Raw genomic sequence first — 24,777 nt, 5'->3', positions numbered from 1 at the left:
TTTATATAATCATTTTGGCATATTTATGTAAAACCCGGGATTGAATAAGCACCGAACGTTATTCAATTCAGACCTATCCAATCCCATAGGTTACAAATACCTGCTACTTACAATCAACCTGTTTAAGAACAATAAATTGACTGTAATCAGCTTTTAAAACGCTGTCAAAGGCAAATATACCCTCTTCATTTGTAATAGGAGACAATCCTGACTCATCCCTCATCATTTTTTGCGTCTGAGCGTCTACCTGCATTTTTCCGTCTAACCATAAAGGCCAGTCAACAGACAATGTCTTACCAAAACGCTGTCCTGCTTCTGTCAACTTGTTTCTGTATACCGAGAAGTAATCCATAAAGCTGTTCGCAACGCTGTAATCACTTTGTCCTATATTTCCGAAAACACCGGCAATTGATGAAAACAACACGAAAAAGTCTAATTTTTCATCTTTAAATATTTCATCAAGATACTTTGTTCCGGAAATTTTTGAAGCAAACACGCACTTTGCTTCTTCCGACTTCTTTTTCAGAACAAATGAATCTTTTGTAACTCCGGCGGAATGAATTATGCCGTTAATCGCACCGAACTTTTCCTTAACCTGTTTATACAGATTTTCCACATCGTCTCTTTTTGAAACATCTGCACGTATATATGTAATATTCGGGTTTACGGATTTAAGTCTGTCGATAACTTCAGATATATCAGGCGAATCCTGCGCTCTTCTTCCCGTAAGCACAATATTTATATCGCTGATTTTGCTTAAGTGCTCAGCAAAAATTGAGCCTAAGCCTCCTACTCCGCCGGTGATAATGTAGGTTCCGCCCGAAACTATTTTGCAGCCGTCGCTGTTCTCTGTAACGTCGGCAACAGCAAGTTCTCTGACATATCTTTTTGAGTTGACATAACGTATTTCTCTGTCGTCAAAAGCAGTTTCAAATTCACTTAAAACTACGTCAACCAAATTTTCACTTATTTGGTCAATTCCAATCACCTTATAGTTATATCTGAGATTTTCCATATAAAGGCTCTTGGCAAATCCGCCTGCCGCATAATATTCTGCCATTGAATCATCGTGTAAATTCTCAAATACCCACAGCAGTTTTACTTCCTTGCTGTATTTTAGGGACATAAGAGACTGACTTATGTTATAGAGCATATCTATGTGTGCAAGCGACTCCCTGTCATCTTGATAATCCGACGCAGATTTATACACAATCATTCTGTTCACAGATATTTTGCTGTCAAGAATATCCTTAAAAAGGTTTATGTAATCTTCCTGAGAATTGCCGACATTATAGCTGTTGTCATTAATTCTTCGGAAAGACTCGCCCGAGGCAATATGAATAACCCTGAGATTATTCATACTGCCAAGCTTTTTGTACAACACGCCGCTGTCGTCAAACAAAAGTATTGTATTGTTATCGGCAGCGTCTGAATTTGCTTGTGAAAGCTCCTTCTCATTCCATACGGAAGTATAGAAATTTAATTTTCCGTCATCTTGATTTTGACTTTTGGAATTTTGCAAATCTTCCGTGTGCTCAATCTTAAACGACTTTAAGGTAAATCCGTCTATCTGAGCAAGCAATGTTCCGTCTGGCAATGTGATAACAATATCGCACTTATAGATATTTTCATTGTCGCTCGGAATTTCGGTTATATATGCAATGCAATCATCATTTACATTTGCAAAAATTCTGATTTCATCCAATGCAAACGGCAAGAATACAGTATCTTTTTGAGTATTTTTGTTTGACAAAAGTGCAACAACGGACTGGAATGCACCGTTAATCAACGCAGGGTGAAGAACATATTCGTCCTCATCGTTCAGTGCCTTGTCAACAAGCTTCATATATGATACAGCCTGAGCATTGTTATACAAAATTTTGTCAATTACTCTGAAGCTTCCGCCGTTAATCAATCCGGCGCTTTGCATAGCGTTATAACATATATCAGAAGTTATTTCTTTGTCCAAATCAGCTGTGATTTCATCAACACTTAGCTTTTCGTCACTGATTTCATAATCATTTATGTCATCGTATGAAATTCCGCCCTCAGAACAAATTTGCTTTTCTTCGCCGTTTTGAGTAAATACTCTGTAATTAACACATTCATCATCGGAATCAAGTTCGACAAATACACTTCTGTTGCCGTTTTCGACTGAGATTTGATTTGTCCACACAACGTCTCTCATAATGAATACCTGATATTCAAGACTTACGCTTCCAGCGGCTCTTGCCATTTCCAACGTAACCGAACCCGGTAAAATTCGCTGATTATTAATTTGATGTTGTGACAAATAGTATTCATTTCCTGTAAATACGGACTCAAACTTCTGTTCATAAAGACTTGAACGGTTGTAATGAAGAACAGGAGATATTACGCTTGCACCGTCTGTGCCGTTATCATCGGTAATATCAATAAAGTATCTTTCATTTGCAAACGGATATGTCGGTAATGAAATTTTGTGCGGCTTCTCGGGCGAATACAACGACTTCCAGTCGATTGCGACTCCCTGTATCCACAGCCTGCATATTTCTGCGGAATTATGTTCATTTACAACCTTGTCAAGTTTTGCTCTTTCTTCGCCGTCAAGCTTTTTAGCAGAGTACACTGTTCCGACAAATATATCTTTGCCAAAGTCGTCTTCAACATAGCTCTTCAGCTTTTTAATCAATTCCTGATTTGAATTTGCGACAAATGCACATCTTTCTTCCATCGGCTCTCTGCCAACCTGCAAAGTATAGGCAACGCTGTCAAAATTGCAGTCCCTGCTTGACTCAAGATAATCAATCAGATTCTCGGCTATCTTTGAAAGCTGTTCTTTTGTTCCTGCCGACAAAACTATTGCATTTTCAAAACCGTCATAAGAGTTTTCGCTCTGATAATCAGGCACATACTCTTCAACAATGATATGGGCGTTTGTTCCGCCTGCACCGAATGAAGATATGCCTGCAATTCTCGGGCACTTCTTCTCAATGCCGTTTTCAATAATTTCAGGCGACTTCCAATCTTCTAATTTCTGAGGAACATAGAACGGCGTTCTGTCAAAGTCGATGTTTGGATTGAGCGACTTTGAATGCAGAGACGGAGCAATCTTCTTGTACTTCATCTGCATCAAAACTTTTGTCAGCGCAGCAATTCCCGACGCACTCTCGCAATGTCCGATATTCGATTTTACAGAACCTATTGCACAGCTGTGACGGCTGAGTTTACTGTCTGCGTACGCTTTATTTATAGAGTTAATCTCTATCGGGTCTCCCAATGCTGTTCCTGTTCCGTGAGCCTCAACATAACTTACCATTTCGGGAGTTACTTTTGCGTTGTTCATAGCCGAACGAATAACTTCCTCCTGGGCAATCGGGTTTGGAACGGTGTAGCCGTTGGTCTTGCCACCGTGATTAACGGCAGTTCCCTTAATAATACCGTAAATATGGTCGCCGTCGGCAACAGCCTGTTTTTTGCTTTTCAAAAGCACAGCACCCACGCCTTCGCCGGGCACATATCCGTCGCCGCCCTCGCCAAAGCTCATACATTTTCCGTTTGTGGAAGCAAATTTTCCGCTTGCCAATACAAAGTATTTGTTTGGATGAACCATAACGTTCACGCCGCCGGCAATTGCCATCTCACAATCACCGTTTTTGATAGCTTGGCAAGCAAGGTGGATTGCAACAAGTGACGATGAACACATCGTGTCAAGCGACAAGCTCGGGCCGTGGAAATCACAGAAATATGAAAATCTGTTTGCAACCTGCGATATATTGCCCGACAATACTTTTATATTGCCCTTGTTCTGTTCCTGTGCGGCATACAAATGATATTCCTCATTCATAACGCCCACATAAACACCGACATTTCTTCTTACCTCTGAGCCGGGGGCATAACCCAACTCTTTGCGTGTATATCCGGCGTCCTCAAGTGTAGAGTAAGCGCACTCCATAAACAGTCTTTCCTGAGGGTCCATAATAACAGCGTCTCTCGGTGAAATGTTAAAGAACAAAGGTTCAAAGCCGTCAACATTATTAAGGAATCCGCCCCATTTTGTATAGGTTGTTCCCTGATTATCCTTGTCGGGATTAAAGTATTTTTTATAATCCCATCTGCTTTGAGGTATCTCAGAAATACAGTCAACGCCGTTTTTGATGTTGTTCCAGTATTCCTCAACACTGTCGGCTTTTGCATACTTGCCAGACAAACCTATTACTGCAATCTCATCATCACAAATCTCGTTGCTGTCATTGAGCATAACACGCAGAGACTTGCTTTCGGATTCTTTCTGTATTGGTGCAGACAACTTTGTATCCGCACTGTTTTCGTTTGTCAACTCGCAAACTTTATCCCTGTAATTGTCAATAAAGTACCAAGTTAAATCCTTTAAATTCTGATATTCAAACAACAAGGTCTTTGAAATATTGCCGAATTTTTCTTCAAGGTAATCGTTCAGATTCATTATAAGGATTGAATCAATGCCGTATTTTTCAAACAGAACGTCTTCTTCGAGTTCTTCTTTCGGGAACTTCAGTACCTTTGAGAAAATATCTTTAAGCAAATTCAAAGTAAGACCATAAAGCCTCTCTGAATTGTCGTCATCAGTTTGCTGACCGTGTGCTTCAACAACACTATGACTATCGGTCTGCAATTCCTGATGAGCTTCATTTTCATCTGAGCCCGAGAATGTTCTGTAATATACACCGAACATTTCAACATACTCAGTTCCGTTATCATCACACAAGCGAACAGACACTTTGTCCGAACCTTCCGAAGCCGTAACATAAGCCCAAACTTCTTTAGGGCACTTTCCGTAAACTTTAACCCTGTCAATCATAAACGGAAGTTTAAGCGAAGAACTCTTGTCTTCGTTATAAACAGAAAATCCTATAACCGACTGCAAAGCTGAATCCATTATGCAAGGATTCAAAGTATACTGAGATTTCTCATTATACAGGCTTTCCGAAATCTCAATTCTTGCCAGCAGCTCATTCTTGCCGCCGCACAAAATATACTTTATGCCTCTCTGAGATTCGCCGTATTTAATTCCTACCTTGTCAAACAGGTCGTAAATACTGCTGCCCTCAATTCTTTGAGCATTGCATTTTTCGGTTATCTCGGTTATTTTGCAAATCGGGTTATCTTCACCGCTCTGCTTTGATATTGTTCCTCTGCTGTGTAACAGCTTGTTTTCATCGGCATTTTCAAAGATTTCAAACTTAGCCGCACTGTCGTTTACAGCGGTCAAAACCGTATACACCTTTTGCTGTCCGCCGTTTACTGTCAGCGGATTCAACCAAGCCACATCTTTAAATTCAAACGGGCAATCTTGTTCGCCGATATTCATAGCCTCGGCAAATGCTGCACGAACCATTTCAAGATAGCATACCGCCGGCAACGTTTTTTTGTTGTTGACAATATGGTCCGCAAATACCGATTCGGAGCCGTCAAACTCAGAAACATATTTTTGCTCAAAGAAGTCTGACACATTTTTGTGTATCAACGGATGTATGTAAGAAAGCTTGTTTGAATCAACCATTGTGTCCAAATCAATTGCTTCTTTTGAAATCCAATATCTTTCTTCCGCAAACGGGTATGTCGGCAGGCTGACTCTTTGCGGCTTGTTTTCGCCATAAAAACTGCTCCAATTTATTTGTGAGCCGTCAACCCAAAGCTTTGCAATTTTGCTGTATTTGCCCGAATCATACCACTTTTTCACAACAGCCTGCATGTCTTCGTCGTCAAGGTCAATTACTGCGCTTGAGTCCTTAACGGTAGCTCTGTAAAAACTTCCCGAGCCGTGTTTGTATTTTTCAAGGGCGTCTTTAAGTTCGTCACGGCTGCCAACAACAAAAGCAAGTCTTTCGTCAAGGGATTCTCTGCCCACCTGCAATGTATACGCAATGCTTTGTAACGATACGTTTTCCGCCTCATAGGACGATAACCATTTTGCAAGATTATCAACCATTTGATTAAGCTGTTTTTCCTTGCGTGCGGAAAGCAAAATAATCTGTTCGGAATTTGAATCTGTTTTATCCGAAACAAAATCGTCACTGTATTCTTCAATAATTATATGTGCGTTTGTACCGCCTGCACCAAATGCCGAAACACCTGCAATCAGCGGATACTGTTTTTCTGTACCGTTTTCATTTACAATCGGTCTTTTCCAATTTTCGTACTCGTGCTCAACAACAAACGGTGAATTTTCAAAATCAATGTTTGGATTAAGCTGAGCGGAATGTAAGGACGGCACCAACTTTTTGTATTTCATCTGCAAGAGTATTTTTGTAATTCCGGCAATGCCTGCGGCACTCTCACAATGACCGATGTTTGATTTTACAGAACCGATTTTGCAGAAATGCTTGTCATTGGTATATTTGCCAAAAGCTCTGCTTAATGCGGTTATCTCAATCGGGTCGCCAAGAGACGTTCCCGTTCCGTGAGCTTCAATATAGCTGATTGCTCTCGGGTTTACTCCCGACTGTTTTATCGCACGGCTTATAACGCTTTCCTGTGCGTGCGGATTCGGCACGGTATAACCGTTTGTTTTGCCTCCGTGATTTACAGAGCTTCCTCTGATAATACCGTAAATATGGTCGCCGTCTTCAATCGCCTTTTGGCGGCTCTTCAAAACAATTGCGCCTACGCCCTCGCCCGGAGTGTAACCGTCGCCGTCTTTGCCAAATGTCTGACACTTGCCTACGCTTGAAGCAAACTTGCCCCTGCTCAGTGTAAGGTATTTGTTAGGATGAATTGAAAGATTAACGCCACCGGCAATTGCGGCGTCACACTCTCCGTTGACAATGCTGTTGCACGCAAGGTGAACCGACACTAACGATGATGAGCACATTGTGTCAAGCGCAACGCTCGGTCCGTGGAAACCACATATATACGAAATTCTGTTTGCAATAGAAGCCGCATTTCCGTTAAGCGAAATATTGTGTCCCTTAACCTGTGCCTGAGCACCGTACAGCTGATATTCTTCATACATAACTCCGACAAAAACGCCGACGTTATTTGAAAGTCCCGCTATTCCCTCGGTTGACAAATTATTCTTGGTATATCCTGCGTCCTCAATTGCGTGATATACGCACTCTAAGAACAATCTTTCCTGAGGGTCCATAATTTCGGCTTCGGCAGGAGAGATATTGAAAAACATCGGGTCAAAGCAATCAGGATTGTTAATAAATCCGCCCCATTTTGCATATGTTTTTCCCTGTTTTCTCTTATCGGGGTCATAATATTTTGAGCAATCCCATCTGTCTTTCGGAATTTCTGTTACGCAATCTTTTCCGTTCGCAAGATTGTCCCAATATTGCTTTAAATCGTCAGCCTGCGGATACTGCCCTGCAACACCGACAATCGCAATGTCCAAAGGTCCGTTTTCACGGTTTAAAGAAGCTGTGTTGCTGTTAAGCTCTTTGCCTCTAAGCCAAAAGCTTTCTGCGTTTTGGTCGGAATTTTCCGCATTGACATTCTTCTGTGCAATGTCGTCATTCTTGCCCAAGTCAGCATTGGAAATGCCGAGTATATTAACGGTTTGCTCGTAATAATTCTTGCAAAGATACTGCGACAATTCCTTTATGCTTTGATTGTCAAAGAACAAAGTTTTTGGAAGTGTTCCGTAATAATTTTCAAGCTCGTTTGTAAGATGAATAATCATTACAGAATCTATTCCGTAGTTTTCAAGAGGAATCCTTTCATCTATTCTTGATACGTCAAGTCTTATTTCAGAAGCAAGGATTTCCTTTAGTTTTATTATAAGTTTAGAACTAATCTGTTTTAGTCTTGAATCATCAATTTTTATATCTGTTTTGTTTGTGTTGCTTTCAACGCTGTTTGCTTCTGACGGAGTAAGGAATTTTCTTACCCTGTCGGTTACTCCCTCAACCGCAATAAGCTGAGGCAGATTGCTTTCAACCGCTCTGTTAAGCATCCACATTCCCGATTCTTCACTTATTGGAGTCAAGCCTGATGAATTTTTAACGGCATTCTCCATATCTGCGCCGATTTGCATTCCGCCGTCTTGCCACAATGACCAATTAATCGAAATTGTGCGTCCGCTTCTGGCGCCAGTTTTTGCCAACTCGTTTCTGTAAGAAGCAAAGCTGTCAACAAATCCGTTAGCTGTTGCATAATCCGACTGACCCGGATTGCCTATTACACTTGCAAGTGAAGAATAAATAATAAAGTTATCAAGCGAAATATCCTTGGCGGCTCTGTCAAGGTTGTAAACTCCGTAAACCTTCGGTGCCAAAACGGTTCTGAAGTTTTCTTCTGACTTTTTGGCAATATAGCCGTCCCTGATAACGCCCGCACAATGAATTATACCGTTCAGCTTATGATACCTGTTCATAACACGGTTTATCAGATTTTCGGTGGATTCTTTATTTGAAACGTCTGCGCTGATGTACTCAACATCTGCACCGAGAGCCTGCAATTTTTTAATATTTTCGGAAATATCGGAATTTATTTCTCGTCTGCCCGAAAGAACAAGGTTTACATTCTTGGCATTCTCAGCTATATTTTCAGCCGCAATAAACCCAAGTCCGCCTGCTCCGCCTGTTATCAGATAAACTCCGTTATCTTTCCACAGTTTACTGTCTGCACTGTCGTATTCTGCGCTGTACTCTTCAAGCTTTTGCACAAGACGTTTGCTATCTTTATAGCAGATATTTCTTTCATTTGAATCTTTTGCGTTTTCGTTCAAAAGAGAACAAATTTCAGAAGCACTGCACTCCGAATCAGACTGAATCAACTGACACATTATGTTCGGATTTTCGTTTGAAACTGTTTTGGCAAGTCCTGACAAACCCTCAAGCAGACAATTTTCGCCCCTATTGTTAAAATAGATTTGAACAAGGGTCTTCTTTTGACTTCCGGTTTTGATAATCTGTCTTACGGTATTAAAAATGCTAACTGCATACTCAGTATATTTTGTGGATATATCGGCTGCTTCGAGATTAACTGAAGTTACGTCTGCGTCGCCGACATTTTCCCTTATCTCACTAAGCTTGTTATTATCGGCATCACATATAATAACTATTCTCTTGTCGGGTGCATTATAAACATCAGCCGTAACATTCTTTGCATGCCATACAGGTTTATAAAGCATTTTTGCCGTACTGTTTACGGCGGCATGTAAGTCAAACTGTCTGAACACAACATTCTTTAGCTGAACGCAGACATTTCCGTCTCCGTCAAACAGGTCAACATTCAGCGATGTACCGTTGCTCTGCTTTTCCTCGGTAACCAGAGCATACATTTCTTCGGAACATTTTTTTATAAACCTTACTTCATTCAGTGCGAACGGAAGATTTATTGAAGAGCTCTTAGCAAATCCTATGTTTGCCTGAAGAGTTGCGTCCAAAATGCTCGGATGAAGCTGATACAAATCAAAATCTCCGAGAACCTCTTGAGGTGCCGAAATTGAAACCAATTCCTGACCGTTTCCTCTTAAAATAGACTTAATGCTTCTGAAAGACTTGCCGTACTTAATTCCGATTTTTTCAAAATCGTTATAGCAATCCTCTCCGCTGATAAACTGAGTACAGTTGTGTTTAAGTCTTTCAATGTCAACCACAGGACTGTCAGCGTTATTTTCCTTTGCCAAAACGCCCTGACAATGTGATACTTTTGCTCCTGCGCTGTCATTGCTGTATATCTCAAAACTAAATTCTCCGGTTTTTGACGGGCTGAATTTAATGTTAAGTTCTTTTGTTTCCTGACCCACCGCAAACGGCTTAATCCAAATAATATTCTTTAAAAATACTCTTTCTTCGTCATCGGTGTGCAAAATCTGTTTTGCCGCAGCCATAGCCACTTCCAGATATGCAACACCCGGCAGAATATTTGTGCCGTTAATTGTATGGTCTCTCAAGAAAAATTCTTTTCCGTTAAAAACAGAGCTAAACTTTAATTCATAAATATCCGATGTGTTTCTGTGCAGCATTGGGTGAAGTCTGTCAACAGCGGCAGAATTTCCGCGTTCGGACATTTCTTCAAGGCTGAGCACCCAACAATGCTCCTTTGTGAAGCAGTAACCCGGCAAAGATGCTTTTTGAGGCATTTCGTTTCCGTAAAGCTCTTTCCAGTTTACATCCGCGCCCTGAACCCACAAAGCTGCGATTTTATCTAAATTCTTGTGTTTTATATCTTCATCAAGATTTTGTTTATCCTGCTGCAATCTTGCAAATTTGCTGTCGTCATCCTTTACGTCAAGAATGTTTGCACTATAAACGCCGACAGTGTTCAGACCATTAAGATATTTTGTTATCTTGTCAGCCAATTCATTAAGGCCTTGTGCCTTAACAGCAAGCCTTTCTTCCATTGCCTCACGGCCTGTTTGCAGTGTAAACGCAACTGAAGTCTCCGAAAGATTAATACAGCTGTCCGAAGTACTTTCGCCGTCACAATCCATAACCTTTTTGGCTATATCGTATACAGTGTCAAACGTATCAATCAGACCCTGATTATTGCCCAGTTTAAAGCGACTGCATACCGATTGGCTAAATTCGCTGAAGATATAGATGTCGGTAATATATTCTTTTACGGGAACATATATATCAAGCGCCTTAACGTCTATTTTTACTACTTCACTTAACAAATTCTTTATAATTTTGGCTTTTGACATAAGAATGTCATCGTTGCCGCCAACATCATTGTGATATGTTTCAATGTGGTAGTTGTAAGAGCCGTTAAGGAATTTAACAAAGTTTTCAAGATAAGCTCTTAAATTTACATTGCTCTTTGCAGAGAAAACGTAAATTTTGTCACCCGAGTCATCAAATTGAACGTCGTCGCTGTTATCGTACTCTTCAAGTATTGCGTGGGCGTTTGAACCGCCTGCGCCAAAAGCACTTATTCCGGCACGTCTCGGATAGAGCTTGTCATCATCGTTATCATCATTATCGGGAAGTTTTTCCCATTCTTCATACTTGTGCTGAACATAGAAAGGCGTATTTTCAAAATGAATATACGGATTCAGGTCTTCCGAATGGAGAGACGGCACAAGCTTGTGGTTCTTTAACTCAAGAGCCACTTTTGTAACCGCTGCAATACCCGCAGCAGATTCCAAATGACCTATATTTGATTTTACAGAACCGATTGAGCAAAATTGCTTTGCCTGTGTGGTTTCTGCAAAAGCACTGCTCAGTCCCTGAATCTCAATAGGGTCTCCCAAAGATGTTCCTGTTCCATGCGCTTCAATACAGCTTATGCTCTCAGCCTTAACATCAGCCCTTTTCAACGCTTCTTTAATGAGCTGAGCCTGTATCTTCGGACTTGGAACAGTAAAGCCGTTGGTTTTGCCGCAGGCGTTTATGCTGCTGCCCTTAATAACCGCATATATATTATCTTTGTCTTCAACAGCCTTGCTAAGAGGCTTGAGCATTACCGCTCCGACGCCCTCGCCCGGAACATATCCGTCGCCGTCTTTGCCAAAGGCTTTACATCTTCCGTCGGTAGACAAAAAATGTCCCTGACTGAGCAATAAATATTTATTCGGATGAACGGTAAGGTTAACGCCGCCGACAAAGGCACATTCACACATTCCGTTCTTTATGCTTTCACAGCCCAAGTGCAGTGCGGTAAGCGATGATGAACACATTGTGTCAACCGCAATGCTCGGTCCGGTAAAGTTCATAAAATACGATACTCTGTTGGCAATAGCCGAGAACGAGGAAGCAACAGGAACTCTCGTGTTCTTCAGTTCTCCCTCAAACAGTTCGTACATGCTGTACATAACGCCCACAAAGACGCCAACCTTGCTCTTGCCGAGTGCTGCCCTTGTGTAACCTGCGTCTTCCATTGTGTGCCAGACTGCTTCCAAAAACAGTCTTGCCTGTGGGTCAAGAAAATCCGCTTCTCCGGGTGAGATGTTAAAGAACAACGGGTCAAACTTGTCAACATCATTGATGAATCCGCCCCATTTGCCGTAAGTTTTGGCAGGAACGCCCTTTTTGCTGTCAAAGATTTTGTTGTTGTCCCATCTGTCGCTTGGAATCTCACTTATGCAATCCTTTGCGTTTTTAAGATTTTCCCAAAATTCTCCGAGATTATCTGCCATCGGGTACTTGCCGCTGATACCGATAATTGCAATATCATCACAAACTTGGGATGAATTGCTGTTTTCGATGTTGTTCCAAAAACGGCTTCCCGAAATTTTTTCGTCATCATATATTTCATCCGACAAAACAGCGTCATTAACTTCTTTTGAGCCGTCTTTTGCAAAAAATTCAGAAATAACCGCACCCTGATTTTCAACAAAATAATCCGAAAGTTCATCAATATTCTGATACTCAAAGAACAAGGTCTTAGGAAGTTCACCCAAATCTTCCTCAAGTCTTTTGGTCAAGCTCATAATTATAATTGAGTCTATTCCAAAAGTATCAAAGGATTCGGAAGAATCTATTTTTTCGACCTTTATTTTCATTATTTCAGAAAATACCTGCTTAAGATATTCTTCTGTTTTTTCTTTAAGATTACCCTCAGGCACTGCGCCCTGAGTTTTAGCTTTAATATTTTTATTTTCTGCAATATGCTCGGAACAAAATGTATCAATTATCTTATCTCTGTTGCCCTTAACGCATATTACACGGCTTTCCGACGATGTTATGCTGTAAAGCAATGCGTCAATTCCGTCATTGTCATCAAGCGGATACATACCCAATGAATTTTTCATCAGATTTTCGCGCTGTTCGTTAATACGCATTCCGCCGTTTTTCCAGTAAGGCCAGTTTATTGATACTGTTTTTCCAAAGCGTTCGCCTGATTTAACCAAATTTGACCTATACTTTGCATAGGCGTCCATATAACTGTTTGCATAGCAATAGTCACATTGTCCGAAGTTGCCAAGAACAGCAGATGTGGACGAACACATAACAAAGAAATCAAGTTTTTCGTCCGACAAAGCGTCGTCAAGATACCTCACTCCATATACCTTAGGAGTGATAACGCTCTCAAAATCCCGCTCGCTTTTATTGCGTATTAATCCGTCGTGGTTTACGCCTGCACAATGTATTACACCGCAAATTCTTCCGAATTTGTTTCTTACTTTGTTTACCAGTCCTTTTACTTGGTTTTTATCGGAAACGTCAGCCTGAACATAAACCACATTTGACTTGTTGCCAAAAATATCTTGTAAATGCTTTTTCAGTCTGTCGTCATACGGCTTTCTTCCGGTAAGAATAACCTTTCTGCCTTCTGCTTTGCTAAGATACTTTGCAAAAATTAATCCTACTCCGCCTGTGCCGCCTGTAATAATATACACACCGTTATCTTTCAGTACATTTGAAGAATCGGGTATATTAACATTTTCAATTTCATTTACCTTACAAACAAATCTTTGGTTGTTTTTGTAGACAACTTCAAAATCTTTCGGAGCGCAGTTTAATTCACCGAGCAAAGCGTCGGAAATTTCATCGGCGGAAGCTTTTGTAAATGAAAATCCTACATTTTTAAACAAGAAGTTCTCATTTTCTATATTAAGAGTCTTGAAAAATGCGCCCAGTGCACTGTATTCTGGCAAATGCTTTAACATATCCGTATCAAATAAATGAACAAGCCTTATTTCTCTGTGCAAGTTCATATTTATAAGTGCTTTTGACAACGAAAGCAACTTATAAGCGGAATAATTAAGTCTGTTATCAAAGTCGGTGTTCATATGCGAAGCATACACAATTTTACTGCAACTGCATGCATTTTCTTTAATCAGATAATTAATTATTTCTGCCACGCACTGTGCATTGTTTATATTAATTTCAAATTCATTGTCCGACTTCTTTTCAAATTTCTTTCCAAATTCAACAAATATAACGTTGCTGTTTTTTTCTTTCAGTTTGTCAAATAAATATCTGTTAGTATCAAATACAACGATGTCATCATTAGACAATACGCCCGAGGTAATATTTTTCTTCTCATATACGGTTTTAAGAAAAACATTGTCAATACTGTTGGCGGAAGTTTTAGCTTTTAAAACAGCAATATTATTTATAGGCTTAAGGCTGAATTTATTTACCTTGGCAAGCACATTTCCGTTTTCGTCCGAAATTATAATATTAAAATAAACGGAATTATCACTTTGTGAACTGATAAGCTTTTCGGTGTGAACAAACATTTTTCCGGTCAGCTTTGAGAATATCTTAAGGCTGCCTACCGAAAACGGCAGATACACCTTTCCGTCGCTGTTATTCATCAAAGGCGAAACCGTCTGCAACGCACCGTCAAGAATACACGGATGCAGAACATACTTATCAAGCTCTTCTTTGTATTCGCCCGAAACGTCCCTGTGCTCCAACACAGACAAAACCTCTGAGTTGTTAAAGCGCATTGAAGAAATAACCTTAAAATGATTTCCGTATTGGATTCCCTCAGAACTGCTCGGATACAAATCCTTTTTATCCACTATATGCTCACAGCGCAGTTTAATGCCCTGCAAGTCAATTGTAGGAACATCTACGCTGTCATTTTTGTCGCTGAAGTTTACTTTACCTTCTGCACAAAGAGTTTTTTCGCCGTCGCCGTGTGAAACGTATACTCCGAATTTTGCGGACTTCATCTCAGGATACAGTTCAACAAATACCTTTGTATTATTGTCTGCAATCTTAACGGCTCTGAGCCACACAATGTCACCGATTGACGACACCTTTAATCCCGATGACAATTCCGCAGCTGTTCTTGCCATTTCGATAACGGCAGAACCCGGCAAAATTTTTACACCGTTAAGCTGATGCTCATTAAGGAAAAATTCATCTCCGCTAAAGGTCGATACAAATTTTTGGGCACTGAAATCCGAAACATTCTGATGAACCAAAGGATGTTTTATTTCACAAACGTTGTTCAGGTTCAGATGATAATTGTCGCCGTTTGTCTTCTTTTCAAACCAGAACACTTCTCTTGCCAAAGGAATTGTCGGCAGGCTTATGCGCCTTGCCTTGCAAGATGAGTTATAAAGTTTTTTCCACTCGACCTTTTTGCCGTTTGTCCATTCTTTGGCAAGGGTCAGAGGATTTTTATAATCTTCCGGAGCAGCCGAATTATTTTTGCTTAGGCTCTTAGCCAAAAGCTTATAGTTCTTTTTGCCGCCGGATATACTGCCGCTGAAAATCGTAGTATTATCAGAGCCTGAATTAATGAATTGCTGCAATTTTTTAACCAGATTGCCTTTGTTTTCAGCTGCAATTGCAAGTCTTTCTTTCATCTCTTCTCTGCCGAGCTGCAAAGTAAACAAAAGATTAGTAAAGTTAACGTCTTCGCTGTTTAAAAACTTTAACATTTTCTCAGCATACTGCTTTAGCTGTTCGTGGTTCTTGGCAGATAATACAAAAACACCTAAATTATCCGATGAAAAATAATTTTCATCGGCTTCGCTGTTATCGGGATATACATATTCCTGCAAAACAACATGCGTGTTTGTTCCGCTGTAACCGAACGAACTTACGCCCGCACGTCTCGGCTGATTATTATCATCCCATTTATGTAATGATGTGTTTATATAGAACGGCGAATTTTTAAAATCAAAGTGCTCGTTTGGCTTCTTGACATTAAGCGTAGGAACCATCTCTTTGTGTTCCATACACAAAAGCACCTTTTGAATAGACGCCATTCCAGACGCGGCAGAGGTGTGTCCGAGATTACTCTTTACCGAACCTATGCCACAGTAATTTTTCTTGTTTGTTTTTTCCGAATAAGCGGAAGCCAGTGCCTCAAGCTCAATCGGGTCGCCCAACTTGGTTCCGGTTCCGTGAAGCTCCGCATAGCTGATACTCTCTGGCTCTATCTTATACTTGCTGTATACATCCCTAATCAGCTCAATCTGACTTCCTAAATTGGGCGCAGTTATACCGTTGGTTTTTCCGTCCTGATTCATTCCCGAGGCAATAATAACGCCGTGAATATTATCATTGTCACGCTGTGCGTCCTCAAGCCTTTTCAGAACCAAAGCTCCTGCTCCGTCAGCAGGCACAAATCCGTCTGCATCATTGTCAAAAGTTTTGCATTTGCCCTCGGGCGACAACATTCCTGCCGAGCACATTGCCACATATGCTCCTGCAGAAAGATACAGACTCGAGCCTCCGACAAGAGCCATATCAATTTCTCCGCGCTGAAGAGCCTGCACCGCCATATGTGTGCAAACCATGGCTGAAGAACATGCGGTGTCCACAGAAACCGCAGGTCCCTTAAGATTAAAATAATATGACAAACGTGCGGCGCCGATAGCGTTGCTTGAGCCTGTTATGGTTGTATTATCGTTTCCGTATTTTTGACTTAATTTTTCATATTCACCGGTAATCATACCGGCATAAACACCGCATTTAACATTGCTCAGTCTTTGACGGGTATAGCCCGCATCCTCAAAGGCTTTGTATCCCTCTTCGATAAAAACCCTATGCAAAGGCTCCATAGATTCTGCTTCTGACGGCGGAATCTCAAAAAACATAGGGTCAAAGCAATTTGCGTCATCGACCATTCCAAGCCACTTGCAATATATTTTTCCCTCTTTGCCTTTTTCGGGGTCATAATATTTTGACATATCCCATCTGCTTTTGGGAATTTCGCGTATGCCCTCTTTGCCCTCTTCAAGCAAATCCCAGTATTCGTAAATATCCTTTGCGCCGGGATAACGACCCGACATACCTACGATTGCAATAGCGTTTTTGTCAAATACATTATTTTTAGACTGTGAAGCATTTTCCGCAATGTTCTTCAACTCGGCAAGCCTTTTTCTTGCCTCGTCCGGAGTAATTTGTTTTTTCTTGAGTTGCTCTAATATACTCTCAACTGTCATCCTCATTCACCCTCGTCCAAATCATCCAACAGTTTGGCAGCATCATCGGGGTTGGTGTCACCCTGATATACTGCCCACAGCAAATCATCAAGAGCTTTGTCCTCGTAGCCCTCATCGTGTTTTTGATCTTTGGCGTCAACATTCGTATTATCAACATCTTTTAATTCAGTTTCATTTTTTTGCGCTTCAGAAACGGTTGATTTTGTACCGTTGTCACCGTAAATAACTTTGTAAAGATATGCCGCAAAACTCTTTATATCCGGATATTGATATATCTTTGTGGTGCTTATTGATGTTCCGTACTTTTTGTTGATGCTTCTTATCCATTCAACGCCGATGATAGAGTCCAGCCCCAATTCCAAAAAGCTTGCTTCCACATCTATTTCTTCAACACTTAAAAACAGCTCGTCTGCCAAACTTTTTACCAATTCTTCAACGAGCTTTTCATATTCTTCATCCGAAACGGAAGTATCCGCACCATTCTGAACGTTATCATCTGCCGAAGCCTGCTCGGAATCAACAGACTGAGTCTCGACAGTCTCTGATGTTTTCTGTTCTTTAATATTTGTCTCAGAATCTGCATTTGAAGCCGATTTGTTTAATTCGGACAGGACATACTTTGCAAATTCAATCAGGTTGGAATACTGATATATCTTTGCCGTACTGATTGAAGTTCCGTATTTTTTGTTTAAACTTCTTATCCATTCAACACCGATAATAGAATCCAGTCCCATATCCGTGAAATTCATTTCCACGTCAATTTCTTCCGGTTCAATATAAAGTTCATCCGCTAAACTGATTGACAGTTCTTCTATCAAAGTCGATAAATCTTTTTTTGTATTATCAGTCATATCAAACACCATCTCTTGTTAAAAATATAGTAATTTTTTCAATCTGTGTAAATATTTATACAGTTTTATGTAAAATATATGTATAAACCGTACGTTTTTTACACACCCTCAAGCAAATAATTTTATCTACTATTTACTAATTCACATTGATATTATAGCATAGGGTTAGTCAAAAATCCAGTAATATATACAAATTTTCTGTTGCTTTGCAGGTATTTGGTGTAACATATCCAATATCCGCACAATTTGTGTACACTCATATCAAAAAATATTACATCAAAGCTAAATTTCATAATAATTTATTTCATTGTATCTTAAAACAAGATAAAAAATAATATAAATCTGCAATTAAAAGACAAAACCATATTATTCCATATTTTTCAAATATCAAAAAATTTATAAAATCACATTAATCAAAAACAAGTGATATATTTTGCCTTTAACAAAAGATACAGCTCTAACAGCCAAAAAAATTCTTAAATCGTAAACAAATTTATCAATGTAAAAATAAATTTTGGCATAAATCTTTTTTATGTTAAAATCGGTCATTAAAATATCACCGACAAAAACTGCATATTGATTTTTGAGAGTTAAAAATATGCTCACAAAATGTGATGTTAATTGCAATTGTTTGTATATTTATGGCAAAATTTTGCTGTTTTACATTCTGAACCGTTTAAAATCGAATTTTTACACACATTTTGTGAACCAGCCGCAATAAACAAAATATTTATTATATATTTACACAAAATTTGAAATATAAGCTTAAAATGTTGTTAAACCTATTGAAAATAATGTGATGTTTGTTTATAATATAAATTGGGTTTAGGTACTTGAATTTTGGCAAAAATTTAGGTTATATTAATATGTTACAAATTTCAACAGAAAGGAAATGAATGTATTTTTATACATCATAACGTACGGAAATATGTTAAAAGGCAAAAGAGAGGACATTGCGGTTATAGGAATGTCCTGCAAATTTCCGGGTGCAGATAATTATGAGGCATTCTGGAATAATCTCATTCAAAATAAAGACAGTGTAAGCCTAATTCCAACCAAACGTTGGGATTATAAAGAATATGAAGATAACGCCGGAGCTAAATGGGGGGCGTTTATCAGCAACGAAGATAAATTCGACTCGGAATTTTTTAATATTTCTAATATTGAAGCCCAGGCAATGGACCCTCAGCAAAGAATTATGCTGGAACTTGCCTGGAATTGTTTTGAAGACGCCGGAATCAAACCGTCTTCAATGTCCGACACCAAAACCGGAGTATACATAGCTACATTTAACAATAATTTTGAAGAACTTATTAACAAAGGCGAAGAAGATATACAGGCACACTATTCAACAGGTACATCTTCAAGCATAATACCGAACAGATTGTCATACTGGTTTAATTTTAGGGGACCGAGTGTGCAGGTTGATACTGCCTGCTCCGGCTCAATTACCGCCTTAGATATTGCCTGCCAGGCAATCCGTTCAAAAAAGTGCAATATGGCGTTAGTGGGTGGAATAAGTCTTATTCTGACCCCTTCACGCCATATTTCGTTTTCTAAGATGAGAATGCTCTCAAAAAAAGGTCTGTGCAACACCTTTGACGACAGCGCAGACGGTTACGTAAGAGGCGAGGGCGCAGGTCTGCTTTTGCTGAAACCGTTAAAAAACGCACTTGCAGACCACGATAATATTCACGCAATAATCCGTGGGTGTGCAATCAATCACGGCGGCAAGGTGCGCTCACTTACTTACCCGAATCCGAATGCACAGGCAGAAGTAATTGTTAATGCATTCAGGCAGGCAGAAGTGTCTCCGGAAGACATAAACTATATTGAAGCGCACGGCACCGGAACACCAAAGGGCGACCCTATTGAAATGCAAGGTCTTATGCAGGCATTCACAACGTTATACGGAAACCGAAGCGTAAAGTCTGAAACCTGTTGTTTGGGTTCTGGCAAACCAAATATCGGTCACCTTGAGTCCGCCGCAGGAGTTGCGGGTATTATTAAAACCGTTTTGTCTATGGAAAACAGGCGCATACCTCCCCTGCACGGATACAAAAAGTTAAACAGCCGTATGAACCTTGACAATACTCCGTTCTATATAGCCGCCGAGCCATCAGAATTTAAACACAGTAACGAAAATTATCCGTTAATTGTAGGCGTCAGCTCGTTTGGATTCGGAGGAACAAACGGCCATATTGTATTGCAGGAAGCTCCCAAAAACGAGACTGAGGAAAACAGCGACAAAAAATTGTTCCTGATTTGTCTTTCTGCAAAGGATAAAAATGTTTTGCACGAAAAGGCACGCAATCTGCTGGAGTGGCTGAGCCGCAACTCGGACAGCAACCTTTCTGATGTTGAGGCAACATTGATTAACGGCAGAGAACATTTTGACAACCGTGTTGCAATTATATGCAGTAATGTAAACGACTTGTCCGAGAAGCTTAATAAATTTTTAAACTCTACGATAAGCCAAAGCGATATATTTGTGGGACTTGACTGCGATACCAGCAAAAATACAGATGATACAAGCCATGCACCAATCGGCGAAAAACTCGGCAGTTTAGACTATAAAACCATTCTGAAAAACATTGCCGAAAGCTATGCAAAAGGATTGGACAACAAACTTAGTATGGTGTGTGATGATGAATACAAACACCTTGCATTGCCCGGATATCCGTTTAAGCGCACAGCATTTAGAATCCCGTATGAAAACAACAAATCAATCAAAAGATTGAATCCGCTGTTACATAAGAACATTTCTACATTCTCAAATCAGCACTATATTTCTCAGTTTGTGGGAACAGAGGACTTTTTTGGCTCTTATGAGTTAAACGGCAAAAAAACAGCTCCGTTTTTTGTATATTTAGAAATGGCAAAAAAAGCCTTGGAGCTTTCATGCGGCGACCTCTCAATCCCCTTGAACCTTATAAAATTTAACAGCGTAAACTACGACTATCTGGATTTTTCTTCAAATCAAAGAATAGTCCTTGACACAATTTTAAAAAAGAACGATAAAACTTTCAGCATATCAATTTATGACAGAAATAAAAAGAGAGATGTTTTTATCGCAGAAATTGAATTACTAAACAAACCTGCAAATAAAAATTTAAAAATCGACGAAATAAAAAACACTCTTAACAACAATACCGAAATCAATAATATATATGACAATTTAAAAGGCAAAAACTTTGCAAATTCAATATTTGACTGTAACGCCTGCGTGCTCAGCCAAGGCGACACAGAAACACACTTTTTAAGCATTTCCGCAGGTGTTGAATCAGAGGCAATTGAGTTTGTATTAAGCGGAATTTCAGCAGCACTCGGTCATAAAATTCACATTAAAAATGTTTGTCTGTACGGCGAAATTAGCGGAACAATCTATGCAGAATCTGTAATAGATAAAAATTTGGACGCCTTTGACGTAAAAGTATTTGACGAAGCAGGAAATCTGTTACTCAGTGCCACAAATGAGCTTGATTTTATTAACGACTTTAAAACCGACAGCCACAGTTTGATTATGAAGCCCGTGTGGGAAATCTTTGCAAATCAGAACTATCATCAAACTAACTTTGATGATAAAGTGTTGATAGTATCTGAGGGCGGCACAAAGTCAGAACAAATTCAAAGTAAATTTAAAAACAGCACAATAATTGATATATATGAACTAAAGAACAAACTTGACAGCATTGACAATTTACTGTGTGAAACAAACCGCATAGTATGGATTTTGCCAAATTTCTCGGCAGAATCGCTCACCGACTTATCCGTTATAGACAAGCAAAGTGACGGTGTGTTATTGCTTTATAAGTTTGTCAAAAAGCTGTGCAGTCTCGGTTTGCAAAATCACAAAATTGATTTAACGGTAATCACATTCAACGCACAGGCTGTTACTGAAAACGAGTATGTAAACCCAATCCATTCCGGAGTTCATGGATTGGCAAGTACAATTGCAAAAGAATTTCTAAAATGGAATGTTCGTATTCTTGACTTTGATATAAACGAAAATATAGATGTCAACTCAATTTTCGGAATTGACATTGACAAAGACGGCAATGCGTATGCAATGCGAAACGGAAAATGGTACAAGTGCACGGTTTCTGTTTTCAGCAATATACAGCCTATTAAAAGCGAATACAAAACCGACGGGGTCTATGTTGTGATAGGCGGAGCCGGCGGACTCGGAGAGATTTGGAGCAAGTATGTAATTGATAATTACAACTCACAAATTGTTTGGATTGGCAGACGTCAACAAGATGAAGCAATCTCAAACAAAATTGAGAAAATCAGCAAAGATAAAAAGGTCTTTTATGTTTCCGCAGACGCATCCGATTTTAACTCGCTAAATAATGCATATATAAAAATAAAAGAAAAATTCGGTCATATAAACGGCGTTATTCATTCGGCAATCGGCGCACTTGACAAAAGCATAATTAACATGGACGAAAGCTATTATAAAAACGTAATCGGCGTAAAAATTGACGTCAGCGTTTGTATTGCAAAAGTTTTTTGCAAAGAAAATCTTGATTTTATTGTCTTTTTCTCGTCCATAGCTTCATTCCAAAAACTTGCAGGTCAAAGCGGATACGCAACAGGCTGTAACTTTAAAGATATGTATGCCTACGGTCTGTCAAAAGAGCTTAACTGCAAAGTAAAGGCAATCAACTGGGGATATTGGGGCAACGTCGGAATCAGTGAGTCAATGCCTAATTCTTCAATTATTCGTTTGCAAAACTCAGGAATGGAATCCATTGTTCCCGAAAAGGCAATGCATGCAATGGAGATTATACTTGCCTCCGATGCGCCTCAGCTCGTATATGTAAAGTCAACAAACGCATTCGGAACAATCAGCGACGAAGGAACTGCAAACGAAGACGTCAGCGACAACGCCGAAAAAGATTATTACATAAACACTCCAAGCGATAATCCTGTATATGAAAACAATCAGACCGCTGTCGGCAGTTCTTCCGACAATGGCATCAGCGGCATTGACGATAATGCTCTGAGCGAAAAAGCCGTTGCATATCTCAAGAAAATAATCGGAGACGCTATTAAAATTCCGTACAGCAGGCTTAATGCCCATGAACCTCTTGAAAAGTACGGAATTGATTCAATATTAATTATTCAGCTTACCGAAATACTTAAGGAAGACTTTAGCGACATCAGCGAAACTCTTTTCTTTGAGTGCCGCTCAATCAAGGAAATTGCAGACTATCTCATCAACAATTATCATAATGAATTGTGTAAAAAATTCGGAATTTCCGAAAATAACAGCCCTGTAAATTCCGAATATTCAGAGAATGTAACTTTTCTGCAAAACAACGCAGTAAATTCGGTATTAAAAGAAAAAACCGTTGCGTTCTTAAAAAACACCATATCAACAGAAATAAAGGTTCCCGTGTCAAAGCTAAATGCCAATGAACAGCTTGAAAAATACGGAATTGATTCAATAATCATTATTCATCTCACCGAAGTTTTGAAAAAAGACTTTGAAGACATAAGCGAAACCCTGTTCTTTGAATGTCACTCCATTGAAGAACTCAGCGAATATCTCATATCTCATTACAGTCAAATCCTTCAAAAGAAATTCGGAATTGAAAACATTGCACAAACAAAACAGCAAATCAAACAACAAACCATAAAAGCTCCGGTATCAAATTCAAGCGATAATTTTGTTACTTCAAAACCGACAAATGAACCGATTGCAATTATCGGTATGAGCGGAAGATTCCCGATGGCAGATAACCTTGAACAATACTGGGATAATCTTTTGAACGGAAAAGACTGCATAACCGAAATTCCGCAGGAACGTTGGGATTTAAACGGTTTTTATACAAGCGACGTATCAGCCGCAGTAAAAAAGCATTTGAGTTACAGCAAATGGGGCGGATTTATAAACGGATTTGCAGAGTTTGACCCATTGTTTTTCAGAATTTCACCAAAAGAAGCAATGGATATGGACCCACAGGAAAGGCTGTTTCTTGAAGAAAGTTGGAAGACCTTTGAGGACGCGGGTTACACAAGAGAACGCATTGCAAAAAAATACAACGGAAATGTAGGTGTTTTTGCAGGCGTGACAAGAACGGGCTATGAATGGTACGGAAGCCAGCTGTCAAAGAATCACTCTGACATAAGACCTATTACATCATTCTGTTCAATTGCCAACAGAGTATCGTTTATATTTAACCTGCACGGTCCGAGTATTCCGGTAGATACAATGTGCTCTTCCTCACTGTCGGCACTTCACATTGCCTGTGAAAACCTAAGGTGGGGTGCCTGTGATATGGCAATCGCAGGAGGCGTAAATATTTACACCCACCCGTCAACCTATATTTATCTCAGCCAAATGAGAATGTTGTCAAAAACAGGCAGCTGCAAAAGCTTTGGAGCAGGCGCAGACGGATTTGTTCCGGGCGAAGGTGTGGGAGTTGTGCTTCTCAAGCCGTTATCAAAGGCTATAAAGGACAAAGACCACATTTATGCCGTGATAAAAAGCACTAATCTGAATCACGGCGGCAAAACCAACGGTTACACCGTTCCAAACCCTATCGCCCAAAAAGAGCTTATTCGAGGTGCTATTGACAAAGCCGGAATCAGCGCACGTGAAATAAGTTATATCGAAGCCCACGGAACCGGAACCGAGCTTGGCGACCCGATTGAAATTGCCGGACTCACCCAAGCATTTGACAAAGACAGCAAAGACAGACAGTACTGTGCAATAGGCTCGGCAAAGGCAAACATAGGTCACCTTGAGGGTGCGGCAGGAATTGCAGGCGTTATAAAAACAGTTTTGCAGATGAATCACAAAACATTGGTTACGTCAATTCATTCCGAACAATTAAATCCAAAAATTGCATTCGGCAAAACGCCTTTCTATGTTCAACACGGCGCAAGCGAGTGGAAACGCCCCGTTGTTGAAATTAACGGAAAAGAAACCGAATGTAAAAGAATTGCCGGAATATCCGCATTCGGCGCAAGCGGAACAAACGCACACGCAATAATTGAAGAATTTGATAATTAAGGTTAATATCAAATTCTGTTAATCGGTACTTTATGTAAAAAATAAGCATATTTAAATTATTGTACACAATTTGTGTTATAATATAAAAGTGCTTTTAAACCTGCGTAGATTATTAAAATAAAAACGTGTTATCA

Annotated in this window: 3 protein-coding genes; 1 reads left to right on the top strand and 2 read right to left on the bottom strand. The window is 39.7% G+C overall.

Annotated features, from left to right (window positions below):
• Nucleotides 1-103: 103 nt before the first annotated feature.
• Both BLP46_RS01985 and BLP46_RS01980 read right to left on the bottom strand, forming a co-directional pair.
• A complete protein-coding gene (locus BLP46_RS01985) occupies nucleotides 104-16,774 on the bottom strand; it encodes an SDR family NAD(P)-dependent oxidoreductase (RefSeq protein WP_092974821.1) in 16,671 nt (5,556 codons plus the stop codon).
• Nucleotides 16,771-17,619: an acyl carrier protein gene (locus BLP46_RS01980; protein ID WP_167669142.1), complete on the bottom strand. Its 849-nt coding sequence runs from the start codon at nucleotides 17,617-17,619 to the stop codon at nucleotides 16,771-16,773. The genes BLP46_RS01985 and BLP46_RS01980 overlap by 4 nt, the downstream gene beginning before the upstream one ends.
• A gap of 892 nt (nucleotides 17,620-18,511) precedes the next feature.
• Between BLP46_RS01980 and BLP46_RS01975 the strand changes: the two genes are divergently transcribed.
• On the top strand, nucleotides 18,512-24,643 hold the full coding sequence (locus BLP46_RS01975) for a type I polyketide synthase (protein WP_092974815.1): 6,132 nt from the start codon (nucleotides 18,512-18,514) through the stop codon (nucleotides 24,641-24,643).
• The last annotated feature ends 134 nt before the right edge of the window (nucleotides 24,644-24,777 follow it).

This window comes from Ruminococcus sp. YE282 (genome assembly GCA_900101355.1).
In the GTDB taxonomy this organism is placed as follows: domain Bacteria; phylum Bacillota; class Clostridia; order Oscillospirales; family Acutalibacteraceae; genus Ruminococcoides; species Ruminococcoides bromii_A.
Note: the sequence above shows the minus strand (reverse complement) of the source record. Positions and strands in the feature narration are given on the sequence as shown.